General features: G+C 70.8%; 20 protein-coding genes. 3 read left to right on the top strand and 17 right to left on the bottom strand.

The annotated features are described in order from the left end of the window. Positions 1-4: 4 nt before the first annotated feature. The 3 genes from OG542_RS38510 to OG542_RS38500 form a co-directional block, all read right to left on the bottom strand. Positions 5-1,582: a phytoene desaturase family protein gene (locus OG542_RS38510; protein WP_328417232.1), complete on the bottom strand. Its 1,578-nt coding sequence runs from the start codon at positions 1,580-1,582 to the stop codon at positions 5-7. A 565-nt stretch (positions 1,583-2,147) separates the two neighbouring features. Beyond that, entirely contained in the window at positions 2,148-4,376 is a 2,229-nt protein-coding gene (locus OG542_RS38505; RefSeq protein ID WP_328417230.1) for a serine/threonine-protein kinase, read from the bottom strand. A 66-nt stretch (positions 4,377-4,442) separates the two neighbouring features. After that, a complete protein-coding gene (locus OG542_RS38500) occupies positions 4,443-5,291 on the bottom strand; it encodes an oxygenase MpaB family protein (RefSeq protein WP_328417228.1) in 849 nt (282 codons plus the stop codon). Positions 5,292-5,497: 206 nt separating this feature from the next. On the opposite strand from OG542_RS38500, the gene OG542_RS38495 reads away from it, so the two are divergent. Together OG542_RS38495 and OG542_RS38490 are read left to right on the top strand one after the other, a co-directional pair. Then, positions 5,498-7,015 (top strand): ABC transporter substrate-binding protein, encoded by a 1,518-nt coding sequence (locus tag OG542_RS38495; RefSeq protein ID WP_328417226.1) that lies wholly within the window; start codon positions 5,498-5,500, stop codon positions 7,013-7,015. A gap of 5 nt (positions 7,016-7,020) precedes the next feature. Further along, positions 7,021-8,775, top strand: coding sequence for an ABC transporter permease subunit (locus OG542_RS38490; RefSeq protein WP_328417224.1), 1,755 nt, complete (start codon positions 7,021-7,023; stop codon positions 8,773-8,775). Between the two features lie 53 nt (positions 8,776-8,828). Here OG542_RS38490 and OG542_RS38485 read toward each other — a convergent pair whose 3' ends face one another. The 9 genes from OG542_RS38485 to solA all read right to left on the bottom strand — a co-directional run bounded on the left by OG542_RS38485 (position 8,829) and on the right by solA (position 18,708). Continuing rightward, a complete protein-coding gene (locus tag OG542_RS38485) occupies positions 8,829-9,812 on the bottom strand; it encodes a D-2-hydroxyacid dehydrogenase (protein WP_328417222.1) in 984 nt (327 codons plus the stop codon). Position 9,813: 1 nt separating this feature from the next. Then, positions 9,814-11,304: an NAD-dependent succinate-semialdehyde dehydrogenase gene (locus tag OG542_RS38480; protein WP_328417220.1), complete on the bottom strand. Its 1,491-nt coding sequence runs from the start codon at positions 11,302-11,304 to the stop codon at positions 9,814-9,816. Between the two features lie 40 nt (positions 11,305-11,344). Then, positions 11,345-12,625, bottom strand: coding sequence for an NAD(P)/FAD-dependent oxidoreductase (locus OG542_RS38475; protein ID WP_328417218.1), 1,281 nt, complete (start codon positions 12,623-12,625; stop codon positions 11,345-11,347). Between the two features lie 107 nt (positions 12,626-12,732). Beyond that, a complete protein-coding gene (locus OG542_RS38470) occupies positions 12,733-13,572 on the bottom strand; it encodes an ABC transporter permease (protein ID WP_328417216.1) in 840 nt (279 codons plus the stop codon). Beyond that, on the bottom strand, positions 13,569-14,471 hold the full coding sequence (locus OG542_RS38465) for an ABC transporter permease (protein ID WP_328417214.1): 903 nt from the start codon (positions 14,469-14,471) through the stop codon (positions 13,569-13,571). Before OG542_RS38465 ends, OG542_RS38470 begins: the two co-directional genes overlap by 4 nt. A 3-nt stretch (positions 14,472-14,474) precedes the next feature. Next, positions 14,475-15,611, bottom strand: coding sequence for an ABC transporter ATP-binding protein (locus tag OG542_RS38460; protein WP_328417212.1), 1,137 nt, complete (start codon positions 15,609-15,611; stop codon positions 14,475-14,477). Then, a complete protein-coding gene (locus tag OG542_RS38455; protein ID WP_328417210.1) occupies positions 15,604-16,701 on the bottom strand; it encodes an ABC transporter substrate-binding protein in 1,098 nt (365 codons plus the stop codon). Before OG542_RS38455 ends, OG542_RS38460 begins: the two co-directional genes overlap by 8 nt. Positions 16,702-16,784: 83 nt before the next feature. Beyond that, complete coding sequence (locus OG542_RS38450; RefSeq protein ID WP_328417208.1) at positions 16,785-17,459, bottom strand: haloacid dehalogenase type II; 675 nt, start codon at positions 17,457-17,459, stop codon at positions 16,785-16,787. Positions 17,460-17,571: 112 nt separating this feature from the next. Further along, positions 17,572-18,708, bottom strand: a complete 1,137-nt coding sequence (solA, locus tag OG542_RS38445) for an N-methyl-L-tryptophan oxidase (protein WP_328417206.1) — start codon at positions 18,706-18,708, stop codon at positions 17,572-17,574. A gap of 279 nt (positions 18,709-18,987) precedes the next feature. On the opposite strand from solA, the gene OG542_RS38440 reads away from it, so the two are divergent. Further along, positions 18,988-20,607, top strand: a complete 1,620-nt coding sequence (locus OG542_RS38440) for a PucR family transcriptional regulator (RefSeq protein ID WP_328417204.1) — start codon at positions 18,988-18,990, stop codon at positions 20,605-20,607. Between the two features lie 108 nt (positions 20,608-20,715). Here the strand turns inward: OG542_RS38440 and OG542_RS38435 are convergent, their stop codons facing one another. The 5 genes from OG542_RS38435 to OG542_RS38415 form a co-directional block, all read right to left on the bottom strand. Continuing rightward, a complete protein-coding gene (locus tag OG542_RS38435) occupies positions 20,716-21,780 on the bottom strand; it encodes a quinone oxidoreductase family protein (protein WP_328417202.1) in 1,065 nt (354 codons plus the stop codon). A gap of 384 nt (positions 21,781-22,164) precedes the next feature. Continuing rightward, positions 22,165-23,295, bottom strand: a complete 1,131-nt coding sequence (locus tag OG542_RS38430; RefSeq protein WP_328417200.1) for a sensor histidine kinase — start codon at positions 23,293-23,295, stop codon at positions 22,165-22,167. 24 nt (positions 23,296-23,319) lie between these two features. Beyond that, complete coding sequence (locus OG542_RS38425) at positions 23,320-24,024, bottom strand: response regulator transcription factor (protein ID WP_328417198.1); 705 nt, start codon at positions 24,022-24,024, stop codon at positions 23,320-23,322. Then, on the bottom strand, positions 24,021-24,197 hold the full coding sequence (locus OG542_RS38420; protein WP_328417196.1) for a hypothetical protein: 177 nt from the start codon (positions 24,195-24,197) through the stop codon (positions 24,021-24,023). The genes OG542_RS38425 and OG542_RS38420 overlap by 4 nt, the downstream gene beginning before the upstream one ends. A 150-nt stretch (positions 24,198-24,347) precedes the next feature. After that, complete coding sequence (locus OG542_RS38415) at positions 24,348-25,436, bottom strand: amidohydrolase family protein (RefSeq protein WP_328417194.1); 1,089 nt, start codon at positions 25,434-25,436, stop codon at positions 24,348-24,350. Positions 25,437-25,546 lie beyond the last annotated feature (110 nt).

Below are 25,546 nucleotides of genomic sequence, written 5' to 3'. Positions count from 1 at the left end.
GGAGTCACTGGAGGGCTTCTTCCAGCACCGCCATGGCCGCGTTGTGCCCGGGCACCCCGCTCACTCCGCCGCCGCGCACCGCTCCGGCACCGCACAGCAGCACGTTCGCGTGGCCGGTCTCCACACCCCAGCGGCCGGTGCCGTCCTGGGCGTAGGGCCAGCTCAGCTCGCGGTGGAAGATGTTGCCGCCGGGCAGGCCGAGGTCCCGCTCCAGGTCGAGCGGGGTCCTGGCCTCGATGCAGGGCCGCCCGTCCGCGTCGGTGGCCAGACAGTCTGCGAGCGGTTCGGCCAGATGCGCGTCGAGCTGGGCGAGGGTCGACTTCAGCAGCTCCTCGCGTACGGCGTCGTTGTCCCGCTCGAACAGGCGGGCCGGGGTGTGCAGCCCGAAGAGGGTGAGCGTCTGGTAGCCCTGCTCGGCCAGGTCGGGCCCGAGGATGGTCGGGTCGGTCAGCGAGTGGCAGTAGATCTCGGAGGGCGGCGCGGCGGGCAGATCACCGGCGGCGGCCTGGGCGTGGGCGGTGGCCAGTTGGCCGTAGCCCTCGGCGATGTGGAAGGTGCCGGCGAACGCCTCGCGCGGGTCGACGGCGCTGTCCCGCAGCGTCGGCAGCCGCTTGAGCAGCATGTTCACCTTCAGCTGGGCTCCCTCGGCGGGAGCCGGGGGTGTGTCGCCGGTCAGTTCCGCCAGGGCCTGCGGGGAAGCGTTCACCAGGACGTGGCGGGCGGTGACGGTGCCCTCGCTCTCGGCCGTCCGGTAGGTGACCTCGGCCGTTCGGCCGTCCGTGGCGATGCGCAGGGCCTCGTGGCCGGTGGCGAGGACGGCGCCCGCGGCGCGTGCCGTGTCGGCCAGTGCGTCGGTGAGGGCGCCCATGCCGCCGACCGGCACGTCCCAGTCGCCGGTGCCGCCGCCGATCACGTGGTAGAGGAAGCAGCGGTTCTGCTTCAGCGAGGGGTCGTGGGCGTCGGCGAACGTGCCGATGAGCGCGTCGGTGAGGACCACTCCGCGCACCAGGTCGTCCGCGAAACGCTCTTCGACGGCGACACCGATCGGCTCCTCGAACAGCGTCCGCCAGGCCTGCTCGTCGTCGAGTCGGTCGCGGAGTTCCTCCCGTGTGGGCAGCGGTTCGGTGAGGGTCGGGAAGACCCGCTGGGCGACGCGGCCGGCCATTCCGTAGAACTCCTGCCAGGCCCGGTACTCGCGGTCCGAGCCGGTGAGCCGGGCGAAGGCCTCCCTGGTCCGCCGTTCGCCACCGCCGACGAGCAGCCCGGTGGGCCGGCCGTCGCGCTCGGCGGGCGTGTAGGAGGAGACGGTGCGGGTGCGGACGCGGAAGTCCAGTCCGAGGTCACGAACGATCTTCTTGGGCAGCAGGCTGACCAGATACGAGTAGCGGGACAGTCGAGCGTCGACCCCGGCGAACGGCCGGGTGGACACCGCCGCGCCTCCGGTGTGGTCCAGCTGCTCCAGGACCAGCACGGAGCGGCCGGCCCGGGCCAGGTAGGCGGCGGCGACCAGGCCGTTGTGGCCACCGCCGACGATGACGGCGTCGTACGTCCGGTGTGCGCGGGGTCCCTCGGGTGCGGTCATGGTTCTTCGTAACACGGGGTGATCCGGGTCGGCCAGATGACGGCGGCCGGGCCTCGGGTGGAGGCGTCGGTCCGGGAGGAGGCGCTCTGCAGCCGTCGGCGTCGGGCCGGGCGGCGGGCTCATCGGCCGGCGACGGCGGCGATCCGCGCGGCGGGCTCAACGGCCGCCGGCATCGAGGCGGGCGGCGGGCTCAACGGCCGCCGACGTCGAAGCGGGCCGCAGGCTCAACGGCCCTCGTCCGCCGGCCACCGCCGCCCCGCGGGCCCGGCAGCAGGCCCTTCCGGCCTCGCCGACGCCAATCCGCGCGGCGGGCTCAACGGCCGCCGATGTCGAAGCGGGCGGCAGGCTCAACGGTTGTCGACGGCAGGCGACGGGCTCATCAGCCGTCGTCGGCGGGCCGGGCAGCGGGCTCTGCGGTGCAGGTGTCGAGGCAAGCGGCCGGTCCGCACGGCAGGGGCCGGTGCCCAGGCGCCGTCTCCAGTCGTGCGCGGTCGCCGCGCACAGGCCGGCTCCCCGCCTCCGCCCGACCGCCTTCCCGGGCTGCCCGGCCTGGTTCCCCCGCCGGTCACCGGCCTGCCGACGCCCGCTGCTCCCGCAGGGCCGCCACCCGGCGGTAGAGCGCCACGGCTTCGGCACCGCGGCCCAGCTGCTGCAGGCAGTGCGCCTCGTCGTTGCGGCTGGCGAGGGTGTCGGGGTGGTCCGCGCCGAGGACGCGTTCGCGGGCGGAGGCCACGCGCCGGTACTCGGTGAGCGCGTCGGCCCAGCGGGCCAGCCAGCCCAGGCCGACGGCGACCTCGCGGAGGCTGACCAGGGTGTCCGGATGGTCTGGGCCGAGGACCCGCTCGCGGACGGCGCCGACGTCCCGGGACTCGGCGAGGGCCTCCTCCCAGCGGCCCAGCCGTCCGAGGTTGACGCAGCGGCCGTGGCGGGCGCGCAGGGTCTCGGGGTGGGTGGGGCCCTGGACGCGGGTGCGGTCCTCGGCCAGGTCGCGGTAGAGGTCCAGGGCCTCCGCGCTGCGGCCGAGGCGGCCCAGGCTGATGCCGATCTCATGCCGGGCGGCGAGCGTGTCGGGGTGGTCGGGGCCAAGGGCCCGGGCGCGGGCCTCGGCGACCTCACGGTAGGTCTCCAGGGCTTCGGCCCAGCGGCCCAACTGACCGAGGGCGTACGCGACTTCGTAACGCGTGACGAGGGTGTCGGGGTGGTCCGGGCCGAGCACCCGGGCGCGGGCGGCGGCCACCTCGCGGGCCATGCGGTAGGAGTCCTCCAGGCGGCCCAGGCGGCTGAGGTTGAAGGCGAGGTTGTGCCGGCAGCGCAGGGTGTCCGGGTGGTCGGGCCCCATGGTGCGCTCCCGGGCGGTGAGCACCGAGGTGTACACCCGGTGGGCGTCGAAGGGACGCCCCAACTGGCCGAGCACGTAGGCCATTTCCTGGCGGGCCGCGAGCGTGTCGGGGTGGTCGGCGCCGAAGGTGCGGATCCTGGCCTCGGTGACGTGCTTGTACTCGCGCAGGGCGTCCGGGGCGCGGCCGGTGCGGCTGAGCGTGAAGGCGACCTCGTAGCGGCTGGCGAGGGTGTCGGGGTGGTCGGGGCCGAGGAGATGCTCGCGTTCGGCGGCGACCGCCCGGTGCACCTCCCCCGCTTCCGCCCAGCGGCCGAGCCGGCCGAGGCTCAGGCCCGCGTTGTGCCGGCCGGCCAGGGCGGTCAGGGCGTCCGGGGACGGGGTGGGCCGTTCCTCGGGGACGGGCTCCTCGACAGGGCCGGCGGCGGGCCGGGCGATCCATTCGCCGGACAGTCCGGCAGCCGGGTCCGGCGGTGTGGTGCGCAGCCCGGCCCCGGCCGCCTTGTGGCCGGTGGTCATGCCCTGTGTCCAGGACGGCAGCCGGCCCGCTCCCGCCAGCGCGTCAGGCGCGGGACGGGCCGCCAGCACGGTCGGGACGTACGCCGGCGCGGCCCGGTGCATGCTGATCCGGCGGGCCAGCTCGCGGGCGTCGTCGGGTCTGTGCCCGGGTTCCTTGGCCAGCAGGTCCAGGACGACGCGTTCCAGGTACTCGGGCACTTCGCGGCGGTGTTCGCGCAGCGGCCGGGGCGGGGTGTCGCGGTGGCCGACGAGGATCGCCCAGGGGTCGTCGAGGTCGAACGGCGGTACGCCGGTGGCGATCTCGTAGAGCACGCACCCGAACGAGTACAGGTCGCTGCGCTGGTCGACCTCGGTGCCGCTGATCTGCTCCGGGGACATGTAGTGCGGGGTGCCCATGGCGATGCCGGTGCCGGTCAGCCGGGAGGTGAAGCCGATGTCGTGGCCGAGGCGGGCGATGCCGAAGTCGCAGATCTTCACGGTGCCGTCGCCGAGCCGCACGATGTTGGCGGGTTTCAGGTCGCGGTGGACGATGTTCTGTTCGTGGCAGTACGCGAGGGCCGCGGCGACCTGCTCGGCGATCTCCACGACATCGGCGACCGGCAGCGGGTGCTGCTTGTTGTCCTCCAGGAGCTGGCTGAGATTGCGGCCGTCCAGCAGCTCCATGACGAGGTAGAGGACGCCGTCGGACTCGCCGAAGTCGTGCACGACGGTGATGCCCCGGTGCTGGAGCGCGGCGGCCACCCGGGCCTCACGCCGGAACCGCTCCCGCAGCACGCGGGTGAAGGCGTGGTCGTGGTTGGGGCCCAGCGGTTTGAGGCACTTGACGGCGACGTGCCGGCCCAGGGACTCGTCCCGTGCCCGCCACACCTCCCCCATGCCGCCGCGCCCGATCAGATCGAGCAGCCGGTATCGGCCGTGGATGAGCCTGGTCTCCCCCATGTCGCGCGACGCTCCCCCCGGTAGCTGTTCGCTCGCTCCTCCCACTGGCCCACCCAGTATGGCGGCCTATCGTCCGAGTTTGTACGGTGCCGGGCGCGCGCCGGGGCCGAGCCTCGCCATGGCGCGCAGGATGTGTTTGGGCGGGAGTTGCCACCGCAGACGTGCGGGAACCCGGCGCAACAGGAGACCGGTGAGGCGCAGTTGCCGGGCGGCGGTGGCGGGTGCGGGGGCCGGTCTGCCGTACAACTCGTGGGCGTACGGCGGCAGAGAGGCGTACGCCAGTTGCGCCACGCGCCGCCACAGCACCTCGCGCACCGGTACCAGGAGCGGGTGCGTCGGCGGGTGGAGGAGGAAGTCGTCCACTTCGCGTGCCTCGGCTCCGGCGGCCAGGTCCGGGCGCACCTTCTCGAAGTAGGCGGCCAGCTCGGCCCGGTCGGCCGGTACGGTGCCCGGGTCGAGTCCCACCAGGCGTGCGCTCTCCCGGTGTTCGCCGATGTAGCGGTCGGCCTCGGCGTCGGTGAGCCGGAATCCGGATCCGCGCAACACGTGCAGATAGGAGTCGATCTCGGCGCAGTGGACCCACAGGAGCAGGTCGGGTTCGTCGACCCCGTAACGCTCTCCGGTGTCCGGGTCGGTCGCCGTCAGCATGCGGTGGATCTTCCGGACGCGGGCGCCCGCCCGCTCGGCCGCCTCGGTGGTCCCGTACGTCGTCGTGCCGACGAAGTCCGCGGTGCGCATCAGCCGGCCCCAGGCGTCACGGCGGAAGTCGGAGTTCTGCATGACTCCGCGTACGGCGCGCGGGTGCAGGGCCTGGAGGTAGAGCGCCCGGATGCCGGCGATCCACATCATCGGGTCGCCGTGCATCTGCCAGGTCACCGAATCAGGAGTGAACAGCCCCGGGTCCGCGCCGGTCATGCGCCTCACCTCCGCCCGGCGCCCACGATGACACAGCTCGAACAACAGGTCGACACCATGGGAACACCCGCAACACCGTCCAGTCGTTGAGATTTCACCCACCCGGCTAAAGGTTTGGTAAGGCTCCCCTTATATGCTGACGGCGCCGATCAAGCCCGCACCGGGCCGCAGCGGCATGCCCGGCCTCCCGCACGACAGGACTCGACATGAGCACCACCTCCCGCGGCCTCATAGCGGTACTCGCTCTCACGCCTCTACTGGCCGGCTGCTTCGCACCGAGCGACAGCGGCGACGGCGCCGGAGCGGGATCGGGCGGTCGGCTGCGGGTCGCCCTGGCCGTACCACCGGTGCAGGCGCTGTCCCCGTACAGCAACGACGCCACCGTGCTGAGCAAGCTGTCCGTCGCCGAGGGCCTCACCGCCCTCGACAGGAACGGCACGGCCAAGCCCGCGCTGGCGAAGTCATGGAAGCAGGACGGCGAGACGAGCTGGACCTTCGAACTGCGCAAGGCCACCTTCCAGGACGGCACCGAACTCACCGCCCAGTCCGTCGTCGACGCGCTCGACCACGCGGGCAGCGCCAAGCCCAAGCCCCGCGTCCTGAGCGATGTGGCCCTCACCGCGAAGGCCGAGGACGCCGACACCGTCACCCTCACCACCAAGTCGCCCGACCCGGTGCTGCCGCTGCGGCTGGCCAGCCCCGCGCTGGCGATCCTGTCGGCGAAGGCGTACGCGAAGGACGGCGCCGTCAGCCCGGTCGGCACCGGCACCGGGCCGTTCGAGATCACCCGGCTCAGCGGCAAGGCCAAGGCGACGCTCACCCGCTTCGACGACCACTGGGGCGGCAAGGCGAAGGCGCCGGGCATCGACGTCAGCTGGATCGCGGACGGCACGGCCCGGGCCAACGCCCTGCGCGGCGGCGAGGCCGACATCGCCGAGTGGATCCCCACCGCCCAGGCGAAGCTGCTCACCGAGGGCACCCGGCACGAAGTGCCGTCCGTGCGCACCGACAGCCTGATCCTCAACACCGGCAGCGGCCTGTTCACCGACGCCTCCCTGCGCGCCTCCGCCCGCACGGCCGTCGACGGCTCCGCGCTGGTCGACTCCGTCTTCGGCGGCTACGCCGACCCCGCCGAGGGCCTGTTCGGGCCCGCCGTCCCCTGGGCCGCCGACCGGCGTGAGAAGGTGACCGGCCGCGCCGAGGCCGCGACCAGCGCGCGGGTGAAGGCAAAGGCCGAGGGCAGGACCCTGCGGCTGGCCACCTACACCAACCGGGCCGAGCTTCCGGAGGCCGCGACCGTGCTCCAGCAGCAGCTGGAGAAGGCCGGGTTCACGGTGAAGCAGGACGTGCGCGAGTACACGCAGATGGAGGCCGACCTCCTCGCGGGCAAGTACGACGCCCTGGTCTTCTCCCGGGTGACGCTCCTCGACACCGGTGACGCGGTCGACTACCTCGCCAGCGACTTCACCAGCGAGGGCGTCTACAACATCCCCGGCCTCAAGGACGCCGCGGTGGACAAGGCCATCCGGGCCGCAGCCGCCGAGCGCGACACGGAGCGCCGCCAGGACAAGATCATGAAGGCGGAGGCGGAGATCCTGCGCACCGACGCCGTGCTGCCGCTGGTCCACGAGCAGGCCGTGCAGGGCATCGCGCCCGATGTCGAGGGCGTGATCCTCGACCCGCGCGAGCGCTCTCTCGTCGACGTCGACACGCGCGTCAAGTAGCCCGCATGAGCGTCGCCCACGCCCCGGCCGCCCGCCTGTCCCTCTGGCGGGCGGCGACGGGCCGTCTGCTCGCCACAGTCGCGCTGCTCGGGGCGGTGGCCCTGCTGCCGTGGCTGTCGGGCGCGGACCCGGCTCGCACGGTACTGCGGGCCCGCTCCGCCGACCAGAACCCGACCCCGGCCGAACTGGCCGTCGTACGGGAGCAGTTGGGTCTGGACGAGGGGCCGCTCGTCCATCTCGCGCACTGGCTGGGGGGTCTGCCGCGCGGGGACGCGGGCGTCTCGTGGGTGTCCGGAGAAGCCGTCATGCCGCAGGTGGGGACCGCTTTGTCGGTCTCCCTGACGCTCATGCTGGGCGCGTTCCTGGTCACCGCCGTGGTGGCCGCGCTGGTGTGCGCCCGCACGGTGTTCCTCGGCTCCCGGCGCCGGCTGCGGCAGGACCGTGCGGGTACGACGGCCGCCGTGCTGGCCGCGCTGCCGAAGTTCCTGCTCGCCTCGGTACTGGCCACGGCGTGCGGGGTGTGGTGGGGGTGGTTCCCGTCCAGCGGCTGGGAGGGGCCGCAGTCGATGGTGCTGCCCTCGCTCGCCCTCGGCATCCCGTCGGGCGCGATGCTGGGCGGACTGCTCGACCAGGCACTGCCCGCCGCCTTCCACGAACCGTGGGCGCGCACGGCGTACGCCGTCGGCCTCCCGCCCGGCCACATCGCCCGCAACGCGCTGCGCCGCACCCTGCCCGGCATGCTGCCGCAACTGCTGCCGACCGTCGTCGCCCTGGTCGGCGGCGCGGTCGCCGTGGAGAAGATCTTCAACATCCCCGGGCTCGGCCGACTCGCCCTGGAGGCCGCCATCGCGCAGGACCTCCCGGTGCTGCAGACCGCGACCCTGGCCCTGATCCTGCTCGGCGTGAGCGCCGGCGTCCTGATCAACGCCCTGCGCCACGCGCTCCTCGGCCGTCCCCTGCGCGACGGCGCCCTGCCGGCGCTGCACCGGCCCCCGCTCACCAAGCCGCGCTCCCTGCGCTGGATCACCGCGGCCTGTGCGCTGACCCTGGTGGCCCTGGTCACCGCGGGCCTCCTGCGCGACCCCTTGCAGGTCGACACGATGGCGCGGCTGCTGTCCCCGTCCCTCGAACACCCCCTGGGCACCGACGCTTTGGGGCGGGATCTGCTGGCCCGGCTGGGCCACGGGGCGGTGCGCACGGCGGGGGTCGCGCTCGCCGTGACCACGCTCAGCGCCGTCATCGGACTCCTGCTGGGCATGGCACCGCGGTCGAGCGCCGGTCCGACGGAGGTCGTGTCGACGCTGCCCGCCGTCCTCGCGGGGCTGCTGATCGCGGGCGTGACCGGACCGTCGGTGTGGGGCGCTGCCTGCGCGGTCTGCGCGGTCGGCTGGAGCCCCTACGCCGCCCAGACCGCCGCGCTGCTCGAACAGGAACGCGCGAGCGGTCACATCGCCGCGTCCGTCGCGCTCGGGGCGGGGCGGCCGCACCTGCTGCGCCGCCACCTGCTCCCCGCGGTGGTGCCGGCTCTCCTGCGCAATGCCCTGCTCCGGCTGCCCACCACCGTCCTGGTCCTCGCCTCGCTCGGCTTCCTCGGCCTCGGCGAACAGCCGCCCACCCCCGAGTGGGGCCGGCTCCTGTCGGAGAACCAGCCGTACGCCGAACTGGCCCCCTGGACCGTGCTCGGCCCGGCCGCCGCTCTGGTGGTGCTGTCCGTGCTGGCCGTGACCGGCAGCGTGCTGGGACGCGAGAAAGGCGAGTAGCACGGCGCCCCGGCACGTGGAGTCCCCCGGCCAGGGCGCTTGCTCCTCGCCTTTCAGGCCAGGTGTGTCTCGTCGACCACGTACCCTCGCCGCTTGTCGACGACGTTGCGCAGGGGCCGACCCTCGATGTGGCGAGTGAGGTTGTCGAGGAACACCTCGACGAGAGCCTCCCGCTCGCTGGTGGTCTCGCCCGCCGTGTGCGGGGAGATCATCACGCCGGGCATGTCCCACAGGGGTGATTCGGCAGGCAGGGGCTCCTGGCCGAAGACGTCCAGGGCTGCGCCGGCGAGCCGTCCGGCGGCGAGGTGGTCGACGAGCGCCTGCTCGTCGACGAGTCCGCCCCGGCCGACATTGATCAGTCGCGCCCCCGGCTTCATGCCGGCGAGCACGGACGCGTCGACCATGCCCCGGGTGTCCTTGGTGAGGGGGGCGGCCAGGACGACACAGTCCGCCTCGGCCAGGGCTGAGGGCAGAGTGGTCGCACCGTGGACCGTGCCGAAGTCGGGGTCGTCCGTGCGGGCCTTGCGGCCGGCGCCCGCGACCCGCATCCCGACGGCGCGCAACAGCCGGGCGGTGGCGCGTCCGATGGGTCCCGTGCCCCAGACCAGCACGGTGCGTCCGGTGATGCCATCACTCGGGCGCGGACGCCACTCGCGGCGGCGCTGGTGCTCCCAGGTGCCGGGGAAGTCCTTGGCGAGGGCGAGGATCAGGCCGAGGACGTACTCGGCGGTCGGCTGGTCGTAGACGCCGCGGGCGTTGGTGAGGATGACGCCGGGATCGTCGACGAGGGCGGGGAAGAGAAAGGAGTCGACGCCTGCGGAGGCCGCGTGGACCCAGCGGGGTGCCTTCTCGGGGTTGTCCGGCCAGGCTTCGCGGATGGCGGGGGTGATGGTGACCCAGGCCAGGAGGGCGTCGGCGCCGGGGAGGAGGTAGGGCAGTTCCTCCTCGGTGGCGTAGACCGTGTCCGTGAGCCGTTCGATGAGTCCGGTGGCGGGGGGTCGGTTGCCCCGGTAGAGGACGACGAGTCGGTCGGGCATGTCAGGCTCCGACGGGGACGGCGATGTACTTGTACTCGAGGAACTCGTCGATGCCGACGCGTCCGCCTTCGCGGCCCAGTCCGGACTGCTTGACGCCGCCGAAGGGGGCGGCGGGGTTGGAGACGAGGCCGGTGTTGAGGCCGATCATGCCGCTTTCGAGGCGTTCGCCGACCCGCAGGGCGCGGTCGAGGTTCTGGGTGAACAGGTAGGCGGCCAGACCGAACTCGGTGTCGTTGGCGGCGGTGACGGCCTCGTCCTCGTCGTCGAAGGTGAGGATGGCGGCGACGGGTCCGAAGATCTCGGTGTCGTTGATGGCGGCGTCGGTGGTGACGTCGGTGAGGACGGTGGGCGGGTAGAAGCAGCCCGGCCCTTCGGGGAGTTCGCCGCCGGTGAGCACGTTGGCTCCGCGCTTGACGGCGTCAAGGACCAAGTCGTGGGCCTTGCTGCGGCCGACAGTGTCGATGAGGGGGCCCACGTCGGTGCCGGGTTCGGTGCCGGGTCCGACCTTCAGGGCGGCCATGCGGGCGGCGAGGCGGGTGGCGAATTCGTCGGCGATGGAGGTGTGCACGTAGATGCGGTTGGCTGCGCAGCAGGACTCGCCCATGTTGCGCATCTTGGCGACCATGGTGCCTTCGACGGCCACGTCGAGGTCGGCGTCGTCGAAGACGATGAGGGGGGCGTTGCCGCCCAGTTCCATGGAGGTGCGGATGACGGTGTCGGCGCACTGGGCCAGGAGGATGCGGCCGACCTGGGTGGAGCCGGTAAAGGAGAGTTTGCGGATTTTCCCCCAGCCTCCGGCCGGGGGGACCCCCATCTCGCTCCGCTCCCCGCGCAGCAGGGGTTCGACGACGCCGGCCGCGTCCGAGGTGACGACGACGTTCAGCACGCCCTCGGGCAGGCCGGCCTCGGTGAGGATCTCCGCCAGGGCCAGGGAGGAGAGGGGGGTCTGTGGGGCGGGTTTGAGGACGATGGTGCAGCCGGCGGCGATGGCGGGGCCGATCTTGCGGGTGCCCATGGCCAGGGGGAAGTTCCAGGGGGTGATGAGCAGGCAGGGGCCGACGGGCTGGCGGGTGACCAGCAGGCGGTTCCTGCCGTCGGGGGCGGTGGTCATGCCGCCGTCGATGCGGACGGCTTCCTCGGAGAACCAGCGGAAGAACTCGGCCGCGTAGGCGACTTCGGCACGCGCCTCGGTCAGGGGCTTGCCCATCTCCAGGGTCATCAGCAGGGCGAGGTCCTCGGTACGCGCGATGATGATGTCGTAGGCACGGCGCAGAATCTCGCTGCGCACCCGGGGCGGGGTCGCGGCCCAGCCGGCCTGCGCGGCGACCGCCGCCTCGACTGCCCGTCTGCCGTCCGCGGGTGAGGCGTCGGCGACCTGGCACAGTTCTTCGCCGGTGGCCGGGTTGTCGACGGACAGGGTTCGGCCGGACTCGGCATCCTGCCAGCCACCGCCGATGAAGAGCTGTTTGGGAACATCACGGACGACAGTCATCTTGGGGTCTCCCTTTATGAGTAGAGGTGCTGCCGACCGGTCAGCGGATGCGGTCCAGCGTCTTGTAGTAGGCGCCCGCGAAGGGCAGGAACCAGGCGGTGCCGTTGTAGAGGGGGATGCGGGGCGGGGCCAGGTCACGGACGGGGCTGACCTCGGGCCGGCCGTCCATCACCTCGGCCATGACCTGCCCCATGTGCGTGGCCATCTGCACGCCGTGGCCGGCGTATCCCATGGAGTAGTAGACGCCGTCGTCGGTCTGCCCGGCGTGCACGATGCGGTCCATCGCGAAGCCGACGGAGCCGCCCCACACGTACTCGACCTTGGTCCGGGAGAGTTGGGGGAAGATCTCGCACATCTCACGGAACAGGACCTGTCCGCTCTTCTTGTCCGACGTGGGGTCGGACGGTGCGAAGCGGGCGCGGCCGCCGAACAGCAGCCGGTTGTCCGGGGTGAGCCGGAAGTAGTGGCAGACCTGGTTGGAGTCGACGATGAGGCGGGCCTTCGGGATGATGTCCCGGGCGAGCTCCTCGCCGAGCGGCTCGGTCACGATGATGAAGCTGCCCAGGCAGACCTGCTGGCGGCGCAGCCATGGGAAGTTCTTGTCGGTGTAGGCGTCGGTGGCCATCATGACCTGCCCGGCGCGGATCACACCGCGCTCGGTGCTGACCTCGAACCGGCCCGCTGCGGTACGTCGTACGCCGATGGCGGCGTTGCGCTCGTGGATCTCGACGCCGGTGCGCTCGCACGCCTCGGCCATGCCGCGCACGAAGCGGCCGACGTGCAGTGCCGCGCTGAACGGGTCGAGCAGGCCGCCGTGATACAGGTCGGAGCCGATCTCGGAACGCAGCTCGGACTTGCCGATCAGTGTGGTCTCGTGTCCGAAGTACTTGGCCAGGTCGCGCTGCTGGGCCTTCTTGCTCTCGAAGTGCGCGGGGCGGGACGCGACGCCCAGGCGTCCGACGCGACGGAACTGGCAGTCGATGGACTCCTCGTCCACGAGCCGCTCGACGGTGTCCACGGCCGCGCCGTAGGAGTTGTAGATCTCGCGGGCCCGCTCCAGACCGTAGCGGCGGATGGCCTGGCTCACGCCGATGGTGAAGCCCAGGTTGGCCATGCCGCCGTTGCGCGCGGAGGCCCCGGAACCGATCTGGCTCTTCTCGACAAGGGTGACACGGGCGCCCTTGCGGGCGGAGTGGAGGGCGGTGGACAGACCCGTCAGGCCGGCGCCGACGACCACCAGGTCGGTGTCCTCGGTCAAAGGCTTGCCGGACCGGTCGGGAAACGCCCCGGCGGTTTCTATCCAGTACGGGATCGTCTTCATTGCGGGTCTCCTGCGGGAAGGTGTTCGAAGTGGGGCGCGGCCGGGCACCACCAGGGGCCTGGGCGGCGGCGCTGTCAGCGGTGGCGCGGTCCGTGCCGGCGCGATGCTCAGGTGAGGGGTTCGACGGGCAGGACGTTCTGGCCGTTGCGGTGGCCGCCGAGTTTGCGGACGAGGGCGACCAGGGCCAGGGCCAGGATGGCCAGGGCGATGAGGACGGCGCTGACGGCGGTGACGGTGGGGTCGACGTCGAACTGCAGGGCGTTGAAGACCAGGACCGGCAGGGTGCGGGTGTCGGGGGTGGACAGGAACTGGGCGATGAAGAACTCGTCGAAGCTGGTGATGAAGGAGAACACCGCTGCGGCGATGAGGCCGGGGGTGGCCAGGGGGAAGGTGATGCGCCGGGCGATGGTCATCCGGCTGGCGCCCATGCTGGCGGCGGCGTCTTCGAGTCGTTCGTCGATGCCCTTGATGGTGGAGATCATGATGAGGATCGCGATCGGCGCGGCGAGCACGGTGTGGCCGAGGGCGATGGCCAGGGGGCTGCCGAGCATGCCGGCCGGTTCGAAGAACAGGAACAGGCCGAGTGCGATGACCACCTGGGGGATGAGCATCGGGGCCAGGACCAGTCCGTAGACCGCCGCGTGCAGCGGGAGCCGGCCACGGGCCAGGGCGGTGGCGGCGGTGACGCCCAGGATCAGGGAGAACACCGTCGTCAGGGCGGCGACCAGGCTGGACAGGGCGATGGAGGTGGCCCAGTTGCCGCCGGGCGCGGCCATCTGCTCGTACCAGCGGGTGCTGTACTGCTCGGGCGGGAAGGTGCCGATACCGTCCGCGCCGAAGGAGGTGACCAGGATGATGACGATGGGCATCGCCAGGAAAAGCAGGATGACGGTGGCGCTCAGGGCGCGGCCGAGGTGTCCGGCCCGGGTGGGAGGCAGTTCCATCATGAGCCGCTCCTTCGTGCATGCGCCTTCTTGCGGCGGAGCTTGGCCAGGCCGAGCACGCCCAGGCCGGCGAAGGTGAGCAGCAGCAGGATCACCCCGAAGGCGGCGGCGGAGTTCCACTGGTCCTGCTTCATCACCTGCTGATCGATCAGCGCCGCGACCACGGTCTGCTTGTCGCCGCCCATCAGTGCCGGGGTGATGTAGTAGCCCAGGCACAGGATGAAACTGAGCAGCCCCGCGGTGCCGATACCGGGCGCCACCAGCGGCAGGTAGATACGGCGGAAGATCGTCAACCGGCTCGCGCCGAAGCCTGCCGCCGCGGCCAGGAGCCGCCCGTCGACGCCCCGCATCGCGCCCTGCAGCACCAGGACGGTGTAGGGGAGCATGACGGAGGTGGTACCGATGACCACACCGGTCTCGTTGTACAGCAGCGAATACGGCGCGCCCGGGGCGTGCACGGAGGTGGCCAGGCTGTTGATGAGGCCGTGCTCACCGAGCATGATGATCCAGCCGTAGGTGCGCACCAGGGCGCTGATGAAGTGCGGCACGACCACGATCAGCATGGCCAGCGCGGCGAAAACGGGCCGCATCCGGGCGATGGCATGCGCCAGGCCGAAACCCACCAGCAGACTCAGCAGGGCGGTCTCCGCGGAGATCCGCAGGGTGGAGACCAGCACGGACAGGTTCACGCCGCTGAGCGCGTCGGTGTACCAGTGCATCGTGAAGCCGCCACTGTCGCCCTCCAGGCTCAGCGAGAGCACCCCGATGATCGGGTAGACGAACAGCACCAGCAGGAACACCGTGACGGGAACGGCGTTGACCAGCGCGATGCGGGAGCGGTGCCCGCGCTTCTCGGACGTCTTCACACGCACCTTGGCAGGTGCGACAGCGGTGCCGGCCACGGCTCACCCCCCGTCCGTGGCGTCGAAGACACTGACATCGTCACGATCGGCGGTGACACAGACCCGTTCGCCCGTGCGCGGCGGGACGCCGGCGGTCTCGATCCGCAGTGGCGGCGTCGCCGGAGCGGCGCCGTCCAGGCGGACGGTGATCCGGGTGAGCGAGCCGACGTAGACGGCCGTCTCGACCGTGCCGGTACAACAGCCCTCCTCGGCGCTGACCAGGCGCAGCCTGCCCGGGCGCACCGCGGCGCGCACGCTCTGCCCGGGCACACACGGGTGGGCACGGGCCGTGAGCACACCGCCGGTGTCCAGCCGCACCCGGGTGCAGTCGTCTGCTCCGCCGTCCTCGACCTTGCCGGTGAGGAAGTTGGCGGCGCCCAGGAAGTCGGCCACGAACGGCGTGCAGGGGCGTTCGAACAGGCCGCGAGGGGTGTCGAACTGCTCGATACGGCCGTCCTTCATAATGGCGATCCGGTCCGACAGGACCAGCGCCTCCTCCTGATCGTGCGTCACGTAGACGACGGTAAGGCCCAGTTCACGCTGAATTGACTTGATCTCGGTCTGCATCTGGTCGCGCAGCTTCTTGTCCAGAGCGCCCAGCGGTTCGTCCATCAGCACGATCGGCGGGCGGTAGACCAGCACCCGGCACAGCGCGACGCGTTGCTGCTGGCCACCGGAGAGCTCCCGCGGCTTGCGGCCGGCGAACTTCGACAGGCCCGCCGCCTCCAGGGTTTCGCCCACGCGGCGGCGGATCTCCGCCTTGGGTACTCCGCGCAGCTGGAGCGGGAAGGCGACGTTCTCCGCGACCGTCATGTGCGGGAAGAGCAGGTACTGCTGGAAGACGAAACCGAAGTCACGCTTTCCGGGGTTGAGTTTGGTGATGTCCCGGCCGTCGACGGTGATGCTGCCGGAGTCGGGTTCGGTGAACCCGGCCAGCATCATCAGCGTGGTGGTCTTCCCGGAACCGGAGGAGCCGAGGAAGGTGACGAACTCACCCGCCGCGATCTCCATGTCCACATCGTCGACCACCGTCGTCCCGCTGTAGGACTTCCGCAGGCCCGTCACCGACAACGACTTACCGGTCAGCGAGGTGGACCCCGGGGCCAGGACCGAGGCGAGAAGTTTGGTCCGCTCAGGCATCGGCCCACTCCCGCCAGCGCTTGGTGACAGCCTCCAGGTTCTTGTCCCACCAGGCCACATCGGTGTCGAACCCGGTCTTCAGGTTCTGCGGCGAGGTGGGCAGGGTGGCCAGGACATCGTCCGCAAGCAGCTTGGTGGCGGCCGGGACGACCGGGCCCTGCGGGAAGACCTTGGCGAACGCCGCCTGCACCTCGGGACGCAGGGAGAAGTCGATCAGCTTGTAGGCCGCGTCCGTGTTGTCCGCGCCCTTGGGGATGCCCCAGCCGTTGGTGAGCCGCCGGGCGCCGTTCCACTGGTAGGCGACCGGCTGGCCCTGCTTGATCAGTTCGTCCGCGCGGCCGCTCCACAGGCTGGTCGCGACGACTTCCTTGCGGCCCAGCAGCACCGCCGGGAGGGCGCCGGTGTTCCAGAACTTCTTCACCTCGCCGCGGATCCGTGACATCGAGGCGAACGCCCGGTCCAGGTCGAGCGGGTACAGCTTGTCCAGCGGCACCCCGTCGGCCAGCAGCGCGAACTCCAGCTCCGGGTAGTCCGCTTCAGCGCTCTGCAAGGACCGCGGACCGGCGAAGGAGTGGGTGTTCCAGAAGTCGGCCCAGCTCTTCGGTGCGCGCTTGAGGCTGTCCGTGCGGTAGGCCATCAGGCTCGCCCAGACGTTCTTGCCGACCGCGTGTTCCGGCAGCTGGTGCTCCGCGATCCCGGCGCCCTTGACGCTCTTCAGCCGGTCGTGGTCCACCGCGTCCAGACAGTCCAGGCGGGCCATCTTCTGGAAGATCAGCAGGGTGTTGTCCATCAGGTCGACCTGCGGCCGGCCCTGCCTGACCTGGGCGATGATCTGCGCGGACTGGTAGTTGACCGTGGTGACCGTGATGCCGGTCTCCTTGGCGAACGGCTCGTAGATCGCCTTGGTGAGAGCGTCGTTGTAGGCGCCACCGCTGTTGCTGACGACGATCTTGTTCTTGCCGCCGCCACTCGACGAGCTTCGGCTTCCGCCGGAACCCATGAGAGTGCCGCATCCGGTCACTGCCGTGGCAGCGGCCAGAGCGCCTGCGGTGCGGAGTACGGTTCTGCGTCCTATCCGGTTGTCTTCCATGGCGGAGCCTCCTGGAGATCGCTGGGGGTACGGGGAATCCGTGCTGCGGGGACGCACGGGTCCCGGACGGAGGGGGTGGGAGGTCAGATGCCGAGCATGGTGTTGAGCTCGTCCAGTGACTTCACCGGCACGTAGTCGTAGCCGTGGGTCACCGGGTCGTAGCCCCGGTCCAGGAGGATCAGGTTGCGGAAGCCCATGTCGTGCATCGGCATCAGGTCGTAGCGGGTGTGCGAGGAGACGTGCACGAAGTCCTCGGGGGACGCGTCGAGCTGGTCGAGCATGTACTCGAAGGCGGCGTAGCGGGGCTTGTAGTAGCCGGCCTGCTCGGCGGTGTAGACCGCGTGGAAGTCCGCGCCGAGCCGGGGCACGCTCTCCTCGAGGAAGGCGTCTTCGGCGTTGGAGAAGATCACCAGCTTGTAGTGCTCGCTCATCTTCTTCAGCGGCTCCGGCACGTCGGCGTGGGGTCCCCAGCTGCGGACGCCGTCGGCGAACCGCTTGCCCGCGTCCGGGGCCGCCGTCACACCCCACTTGCGGCAGACCCGCTCGAAGGCGTCCTGCAGCACCTGCTCGTAGGCGTAGTACTCGCCGCGGACCTGGTCGTAGCGGTAGCCGCGGAACTCCCGTACGAACTGGTCCCACTGCCCGGCGGGAATCTGGTCGCCGACGAGCTCCCGCGTGATGGGGGTGATCGGGTACTCGATCAACGTGCCGTAGCAGTCGAACGAGACGTACTTCGGACGGAACGAGGGTTCGCTCATGGAAGAGCTCCAATTCTGTGCTGCAGGAACAGGGCGTGGTTCAGTATTTGTCATTACTTTTCCGGCACCGCTGTGACGGACTCCCCCATGGCGTGGGCGAGGTGACGTCAGGTCAGACGGCGCCGGCTTCGGCCGGTGCCAGGAAGCCGACGGGATGGTCCGTGGTGCCGTCGAGGGCCAGGTCGGCGGCGATCTCGCCCATGGCGGGCGAGAGCTTGAAGCCGCTGCCCGAGAATCCGGCCATGACGATGATGTCGTCCTCGCCGGGGAGATGACCGACGAGCGGGTTTCCGGACGCGGTGTAGCCCTCCATGTAGACCGACAGCCTGATGGGGTCGGGATTCAAGTCGGGCATCAGCTCGCTGATGAGCTCGCGGACGGTGGCGAGTTCCTCCGGACGGACCGTGCGGTCGAGAAGTTCGGGGTCGGGTACGGGCAGATAGCGTGCGAGAGAGAGGCCCAGCTTGACGGAGATGCCGTCAGGCGACGGAAGTCCGTAGCAGTCGTGAGGTGTGCTGCGTACGAAGGCCGGGGCGCCGCCGGCGAACCAGTCGTGGCGGGTGGGGAGGTGCCAGGAGCTGATCAGCCGGCGGACGTCGACCGTCCGCGGAAGGTCGGGGAGCAGGGTGTTGATCCAGGGCCCCGCGGTCACCACAGCGGTGTCCACGTGGTCCGTGCCCTGGTCGGTGACGATGTGAACCCCGCCGCCCGCCGCGGGCACGACCTCTCGCACCGGGGTGTAGCGGTGCAGCCGGGCGCCCAGTTGCTCGGCGCGGGTGGCGGCGGCCTGGACCGACGCCTCAGGCCTGATGATGGCGCCCATCCGGTCGAGCACGGCGGTGTGCCCGTCCGGGAGGCGGTGCTGCGGGTAGCGGCGGGCGAGTTCCTCCCGGTCCAGTACCTCGTGATCCAGCCTGTGGGTGGAGCTGGCGGAGAGGAGGAGGCGCATGGACGTCGACGCGGTTTCGCCCATCACCAGGCATCCGCTGCGGCGTCGCAGCGAGAAGCCGGTTTCGCGCTGGAGCCGGTCCCACATGCGGTCGGCGAGCCCCAGCAGCGGAATGTACCCGGGGTCACCGAGGTGCACGGCGCGGAAGATGCGGGTCTCGCCCCCGGCCGCGCCGCGGTCGTGCCCCGGCGCATACCGGTCGTAGCCGATGACCTCGGCTCCCCGGGCGGCCAGTCGCCACATGACCTGGCTGCCCATGCTGCCGGCACCGATCACGGCGACGCGCTTCGAGATGCGCATGAGGTCGTTCCTTTCGCCGGGTGCGGCCTGGGTGGCAGTCGTGTCCCAGCACCGTGCGGACACTGAGCGGACGCTTCCCGTCCGTGTCCCGCTGGGGATGGCGTTCACTCTCGACCCGGGTGAACACGCAGGTCAACCCACACTCTGTTCCACCTTGGGGCCTTCTTGAGACGGTCTGTCACGGCGACGGACAAGCTTCGGAAAGAGCTCTCCCCCTCTTGTCACCGTGAGTGGCCGGTGCGAAGGTGACCCCCGACGCCCCGTGAGAAAGCACCCCCTATGCCGCCCAGACGTCCCGCAACCGGGCATTTCCTCACCATCGAGGAGGTTCTGCGACTGCCTGTACTCGTCGAAGGGATGCCGCGCGTCCTGGCCGGTGAATCACACCTCAACCGTGCGGTGCGCTGGGTACATGTCACCGAACTGCTCAATCCCGCCGACTTCCTCGAGGGCGGTGAACTGGTGCTGACGACCGGCATGCCGTATCCCGAGGACGCTTCCGAGCTGCGTGACTACGTCGACCAGCTCGCTGATGTCGGCGCGGCCGGCCTGATCGTGGAGCTCGGTCACCGGTACCGAAAGGTGCCCGAGGAGCTGGTGGCGGCCTGCCATGCCCGTGAGGTGCCGCTGGTCGAGCTGGCCCGTGGCGTCCGGTTCATCGACGTCACGCAGACGGTGCACGCGCTCATCCTCGACGGCCAGGGGGCCCTGCTGCGTCGCGGGAGGGACATCCAGGACATCTTCACCGCCCTGACCCTGCGGGGCGCGGGCCCCGAGGAACTGGTGCACACCACCGCGGAGCTCACCGGCGCCCCCGTGGTGCTGGAAGACCTCACCCACCGGGTCCTCATGTGCGAACTGCTCGGCCGGCCGTACGAGCCCGTGGTGTCGGCCTGGTCCCGGCGTTCCCGGGCCGCGCCGACCCTGGAGAAGATCACGCCGAGCGGCCCGGAGGGGTGGCTGATCGCGCCCGTGCAAGACCCCCACGGGCCGTGGGGACGGCTGGTCCTGCTGGAGGGCCGGCTGAACGCGGAACCCGACCCGGAACACGTCCTGGTCCTGGAGCGCGCGGCGGTCGCACTGACCATGGCGCGCCTGGCCGGGCCGGCCTGGTGGGAGCGCCGGGCCCACCGCTCCGTGCTGCGGGACCTGTACGAAAGGCGCTTCCGCTCCCCCGCCGACGCCCGCGCCCGCGCCGAGGCCCTGGGACTGCCGGCCTTCGGACACCGCCTCTTCGCCGTGGTCATCCGCCACACGCACACCGGCCACGACGAGCACCTCGACGAACGGATCGCGAAGGCGCTGGCGCAGACCGGCATCCGCGCCCTGACCGGTGAGACGGCCCCGGGCCGGATCGGCGTGCTCCTCGCGCTGGCGCAGGCCAGCGCCTGGCAGCCGGTCGCCGAGCGGATCGGCCGCCTCGCGCGCGAGGAACTCGGCCCGGAGGCCGTGGTCGCCGTCGGCCCCGGCGTGACCGACCTCTCCGGAATCGCCCGGTCGTGGCAGGAGGCCGAGCAGACGGCCGAGGCCATCACGCCCGCCTCACCCGAGCGCTGGTTCTATGTCCCCGCCGACGTCGAACTCCCCGAACTCCTGGGCGTGCTGAGGGAGGACACCCGCCTCCAGCGGTACGCGGAACGGCAGCTGATCCGCCTCATCGAGCACGACGACCGCAACAGCGGCGACCTGCTCCCCGCACTGCGCGCCTATCTGACGGCGGCGGGGAACAAGTCGGTCGCCGCGAAGCGGGCCGGCATGTCCCGGCAGGCGTACTACCAGCGCCTCCACACCATCGAACGGCTCCTCGGCTGCGACCTGGAGTCAGGCCTGCAGCGGACGTCCCTGCACGTCGCGGTGCTGGTCCTGGACGCGGGAGAGGCGGCTGCGCCCAGCACGTGACGGGCGTGCCGGGAGGTGCCGGTCAGTCCTCGCACAGGGCTCTGTGGATCTCCCTCGGTGAACTGTCAGCCGTCCGTGACTGCCTGGGGGTCAGTGATCGCCGGGATGTCAGGGCAGGAGGAGGACCTTGCCGGTCTGTCGTTGGCTCTCCAGGTATGCGTGGGCCTCGGCCGCCTCTGCCAGCGGAAAGGCCCGGTCTATGATCGGGGTGATTTTTCCGTCTGCCAGCAGCTCCAGGCACAGCTGCTGGTCCCGCAGGGTCGCGCCGCGCACGCTGGCGATCCTCACCTGCCGGCCGATGAGGGCGAGTGCGTCCATCTCGAGCCGGGAGCCCTGGTCGGTCGGTGTGCCCAGGACGATGACCGTGCCGCCGAGCCGTGTGCAGGAAAGGGAGAGCCTGAAGAAGTCGTTGCCGCCGACACAGTCCCAGACGGCGTCGGCGCCCAGGCCGTGCGTGAGCTCCCTGACTTGTGCCGGCAGTCGGAGATCGGTGGAGTGCAGGATGTGGTGGTAGCCGAGCCTGCCGAGCGCTTCGTCGCGGTCCGGCTTGGTGGTGGTGCCGATGACGGTGGCTCCGCTCAGCTTCGCCAGTTGTGCGCAAGCGATCGCCATTCCGCCGCTGGCGCCGGTGATGACCACGGTGTCGCCGGGACCGACGGGTGCTTGCCGCGCGCAGTTGAGCGGGATGGTGTAGGTCCACATGGTGGCTGCGGCTGTCTCGAAGTCGACGCCGTCGGGGATGGGCAGGATCGCGTCCTGGCGACGCACGACGTACTGGGCGTATCCGCCGAAGACCTGGTGTCCGGGGTAGGCGGTGTCGACACACAGGTATTCGAGCCCGCGTACGCACAGGGCGCAGTTACGGCACGGCGAGTGCGGAAGCTGCACCGCCCTGTCGCCGGGGTGCCACCTGGTGACGTTCTCGCCGGTGGCGACGATTTCACCGGCCGCGTCCCGGCCGAGCTGGAACGGCAGATGCCACGGCGGCCGTCCCGGCAGAGGCTGCGGCAAGTTGCCCGCGCGGTACCGCAGATCCCAGCTGTTGACGGCCGTGGCGTGGACACGCATCAAGATGTCGTCGGGGCCGACCTCGGGAATCGGCGCTTCTATGTACTTGAGCACCTCGGGCCCGCCATGTTCGAACAGGCGAACCGCCATCATGGTCTGTTCCACTCACGTTCCTTCAGATCGTTACGCGGTACATCTAGGGCTTCATGGAGCCGCCTGCGCCTTGCCCGCCCCGGCGAGACCGTGGGCTAGCGGACCTCGGACAGACGGCTCACCAGGGATGGATCAGCGACTGAACGGCCCGACGACTTCGCGAGCAGGTCTACGACTGAGCAGGAGTCCGGCGCACCCGCGCGGTGTGCGCGGCCGTTGTCAGGTGCCGCGAAGCATGGTGATCAACGGCGGTCGATGGCGGGAGGAAAGCCTGCATGACCGTCAGGCAACAGCCGCCTCATAAAACACGTACCGCTCGGCGTATGAAGCTTCCATGAAGCCGGCTCTCCACCCCGGCGCCGTCGGCCGGGATGATCCGCTCCGGGGTCGATGGAGTCAGCGGGAAACCTGAGGCGTGCTGCCCTCAGGGGCGGGTTCCTGCGGTAGGCGCAAGGTGAACGTCGCTCCCTTGCCCAGCCCGGCGGATTGCGCGGTGATGTCTCCGCCGTGGGCTCGGGCGATGCCCCGGGCAATGGTCAGACCGATGCCGCTGCCGCCGGCGGCAGCGGGTCGGCCGGGATGATCAAGGCGTTCGAAGCGGTGGAAGATGCGTTCGAGGTCGTGCTCGGCGATGCCGATGCCGTCGTCCATGACGCGGACGATCACGTGGTGCACGGGAGACGGTTCGGTGTGCACGGACAGCGCCACCCGCCCATGCCGATCGCACGCGGCCAGTGCGTTGCCGAGCAGGTTCACCAGGACCTGGGTGATCCGGTCCGGGTCGCAGAATGCGCCGGCGGGTGTGCCCGCGTCCAGGGTGAGGGTCACCATCTGGTCGTCGTACTGGGGGCGCAGTCGCTCGGCCGTGGCCCGTGCCAGCGTGGCCACGTCGGTGGGCTTGCGCTGAAGATCGAAGGCGGCCTCCTCCGACCGGGACAGGCTGGAGAGGTCGCCCGCCAGGCGCTGCAGCCGGTGAAGGTCGTCGGCGAGGGAGGCGAACATCGCCTCATCGGGGGTGAAGATGCCGTCGGCCACGCCCTCGATCTGGCCGCGCAGGAGGGTGATCGGGGTGCGCATCTCGTGGGCGACCTCGGAGATCAGGCGGGCGCGGCGACGTTGGGTGTCGGCGAGGGCTGCCGCCAGTGTGTTGACGTCTTCGACCAGCGCTGCCAGGCCCGGCTCGCTGGGGAGTTCGAGGATGTCGTCGTAGTGTCCCTCGGCGAGCCGGCGCGTGGCGGCGCGCACTCTGTCGAGCGGACGCAGCAGAAACCGGGACAGGGCGACGGACGCCGGGAAGGCCGCGGCCACTCCGAACAAGAGGCCGATCTGCAGGACCACGTCGCCTTCGACGTCGGCAAACCCGAGCCACACCTCGATCAGCGCGCTGATCGCCGCCATGGCAAGCAGCGCCAGGAGGAGCACCATGACGTGCGAGAGGACCAGCCGGTTGCGGAGCGAAAGCCGCTCCTGGATTCGGCGCAGCCGCGCACGGGACCTGTAATAGGCCGGGAAGCCGGAGGGAGGCATGGGCGGGGTGTCCTTCCTGACCGCTCAGGCGGGGCGCCCGACGAACCGGTAACCGATGGTGCGGACGGTGCCCACGAACCGGGGTGCGTTCGCGTCGTCGCCCAGCGCGCGGCGCAGAGTGCGGATGTGCACGTCCACGACGCGCTCATCGCCGAAGAAGTCCTCGCCCCACACGTGGGTCAGCAGTCCGCGCCGCGTGAAGACCCGCCCAGGGGACCGGGCCATCGCGAACAGCAGATCGAAGTCGAGAGCGGAGAGCTCCACCGTCCGGTCGGTGCCGACAAGGACGGTCCGTGTCTCGGGATCGACAGTCAGTCCGTCGAAGCGCAGCATGTCGTCCTCGTGAACCGCCTCGGGGCGGCTGTCGGTGCGCCGCAGGATGGCGCGCACCCGTAGTGCCAGTTCGCGGGGGCTGAACGGCTTGGTGACGTAGTCGTCGCTGCCGGTGGTGAAGCCGATCAACCGGTCGACCTCCTCGTCCCGGGCGGTGAGCATGATCACCGGGATCTGGCTCGCCTCCCGGATGCGGCGCAGGACCTGGAATCCGTCCAGCCCGGGGAGCATCACATCGAGCACCACGAGGTCCGGCCGGTCGCGGGTGACGGACTGCAGGGCGGACGGCCCGTCCGCGGCTTCGGTGACGTGGATCCCGTCCGCCTCCAGGTAGCCGCGCACGGTCATGCGGATCTTGGGTTCGTCATCGACGACCAGAACGCGCTGCGTACTCATCGTGCTCGCTTTCCATCGTCGAGGTGGGAAGGGGGGAGGACCGTCAGGGCCGTGGGGTGACCGGCGGTGTGGAGGTCGAGGGCCTTGAACGTGGCCAGCGTAAGGGCGCGCACGTCACCGGGCGGGAAGAGGTAGCCGTTGCGGCCGGGGTGGACCAGGTGCGGCAGTGCCATCGCGTCGGCCGCGGCAGCCGCGTTCGCCCGGCCGGGCGACGTCGATTCCGTCGGTGGCCCTTCCGCCGGCCGGCGCTGATCTTTGCACCGAGCGCCGCCCGCGCCCCGTCGGCGGGGCATCGGGCGGCGGGCTCGGCGTGCGGTCGCGGCTCAGCGCGAGCCGGCGCGGCGTATACGCGCCCGCAGCTTCGGGAACTGCTCGAGGGCGTTGTTCCGCTCGAGAGCGATCCGCTGGCGTCGGCTGTACATCTCGTCGACGGTCGGTTCGGGGTCGCCCGCCTTGAGATTCGGCAGGCTGCCCTTGAGGAAGGGCATCGTCTCGACGTTGTCGGCCGCGTAGAGGTGGCGGGTCGCCGGCCAGTCGCTGCCGAACATGATGTGGTCGTCGGGCACCAGCGACGACAGCGGCTCCAACTGCGCGGCGGTGAACGCCTGTGCGTTGTCGAAGAACATCCGCTTGATGTACTTGAGCGGTCCTTCCGGCAGCACCTCGTTGAACGGCGGGAAGGCCGAGTGCCGAGTCGCGAGCCGGAAGGCCAGGAACGGCAGTGCCCCGCCGCAGTGCGTGAAGTGCCAGCGGATGTTCGGGTAGTCCCGCAGCACACCGTTGTAGATCAGGCTCGTCATCGCACGGGTCGCGTCGAAGTTGTACTCGAAGACGTTGTTGCCGGCCGGGATGTCGGGGCCGAAGCAGAGCTTGGGAGCCGGGTTGTTCTCCGGACCCGTCGGGTGGACATAGACGTAGGCACCGCGTTCATTGAGGATCTCGTACAGAGGCGCCAATGAAGGATCACCCAGGTAGGTGCCCTTGTAGTTGGTGAGCAGGCAGATGCCGTCGAGATCCAGTTCGCCGAGCGCGCGGTCCACCTCGGCCACCGAGCCCTCGATGTCGGGCATCGGAGTGACCGCGAAGATTCCGAACCGGTCACCACGGGTCTGCACGAGGTCGCGGGCCCAGTCGTTGACCGCGCGGGCGGTGGCGCGCCGGTCGTCGACCGGGCCGACGGTGACCTGGAGGTCGCCGAACGACAGGACGCTGGCCTGGATCCGGTACTGGTCCATGAAGGCCAGGTGCCGATCGACCGACCACGGACCGTACGCCCCGTTAATGGCGCCGAGCAGGCCATAGCGCTTCAGGTAGTCGTTGTACACGTCGGGGCTGTAGTGCGCGTGGGTGTCGATACGCCAGTTGCCCTTCGGCAGCCCCGGGCCGGACGGTGCCGCCTCCGGAGTAGCCATGGCAGCCGGCACCGTGACCGCCGCCGCCGTGACAAGCGCCGCAGCCGATGCCCCTTCGATCATCCTTCGACGCGAGATGTTCCGTCGCAGGTTCATATCCGGTCCCCCAC

The sequence above is a fragment of the Streptomyces violaceus genome (genome assembly GCF_036014075.1).
Classification (GTDB): domain Bacteria; phylum Actinomycetota; class Actinomycetes; order Streptomycetales; family Streptomycetaceae; genus Streptomyces; species Streptomyces violaceus.
The sequence above is the reverse complement of the archived record's forward strand: the minus strand, read 5'-3'. Positions and strand labels throughout refer to the sequence as shown.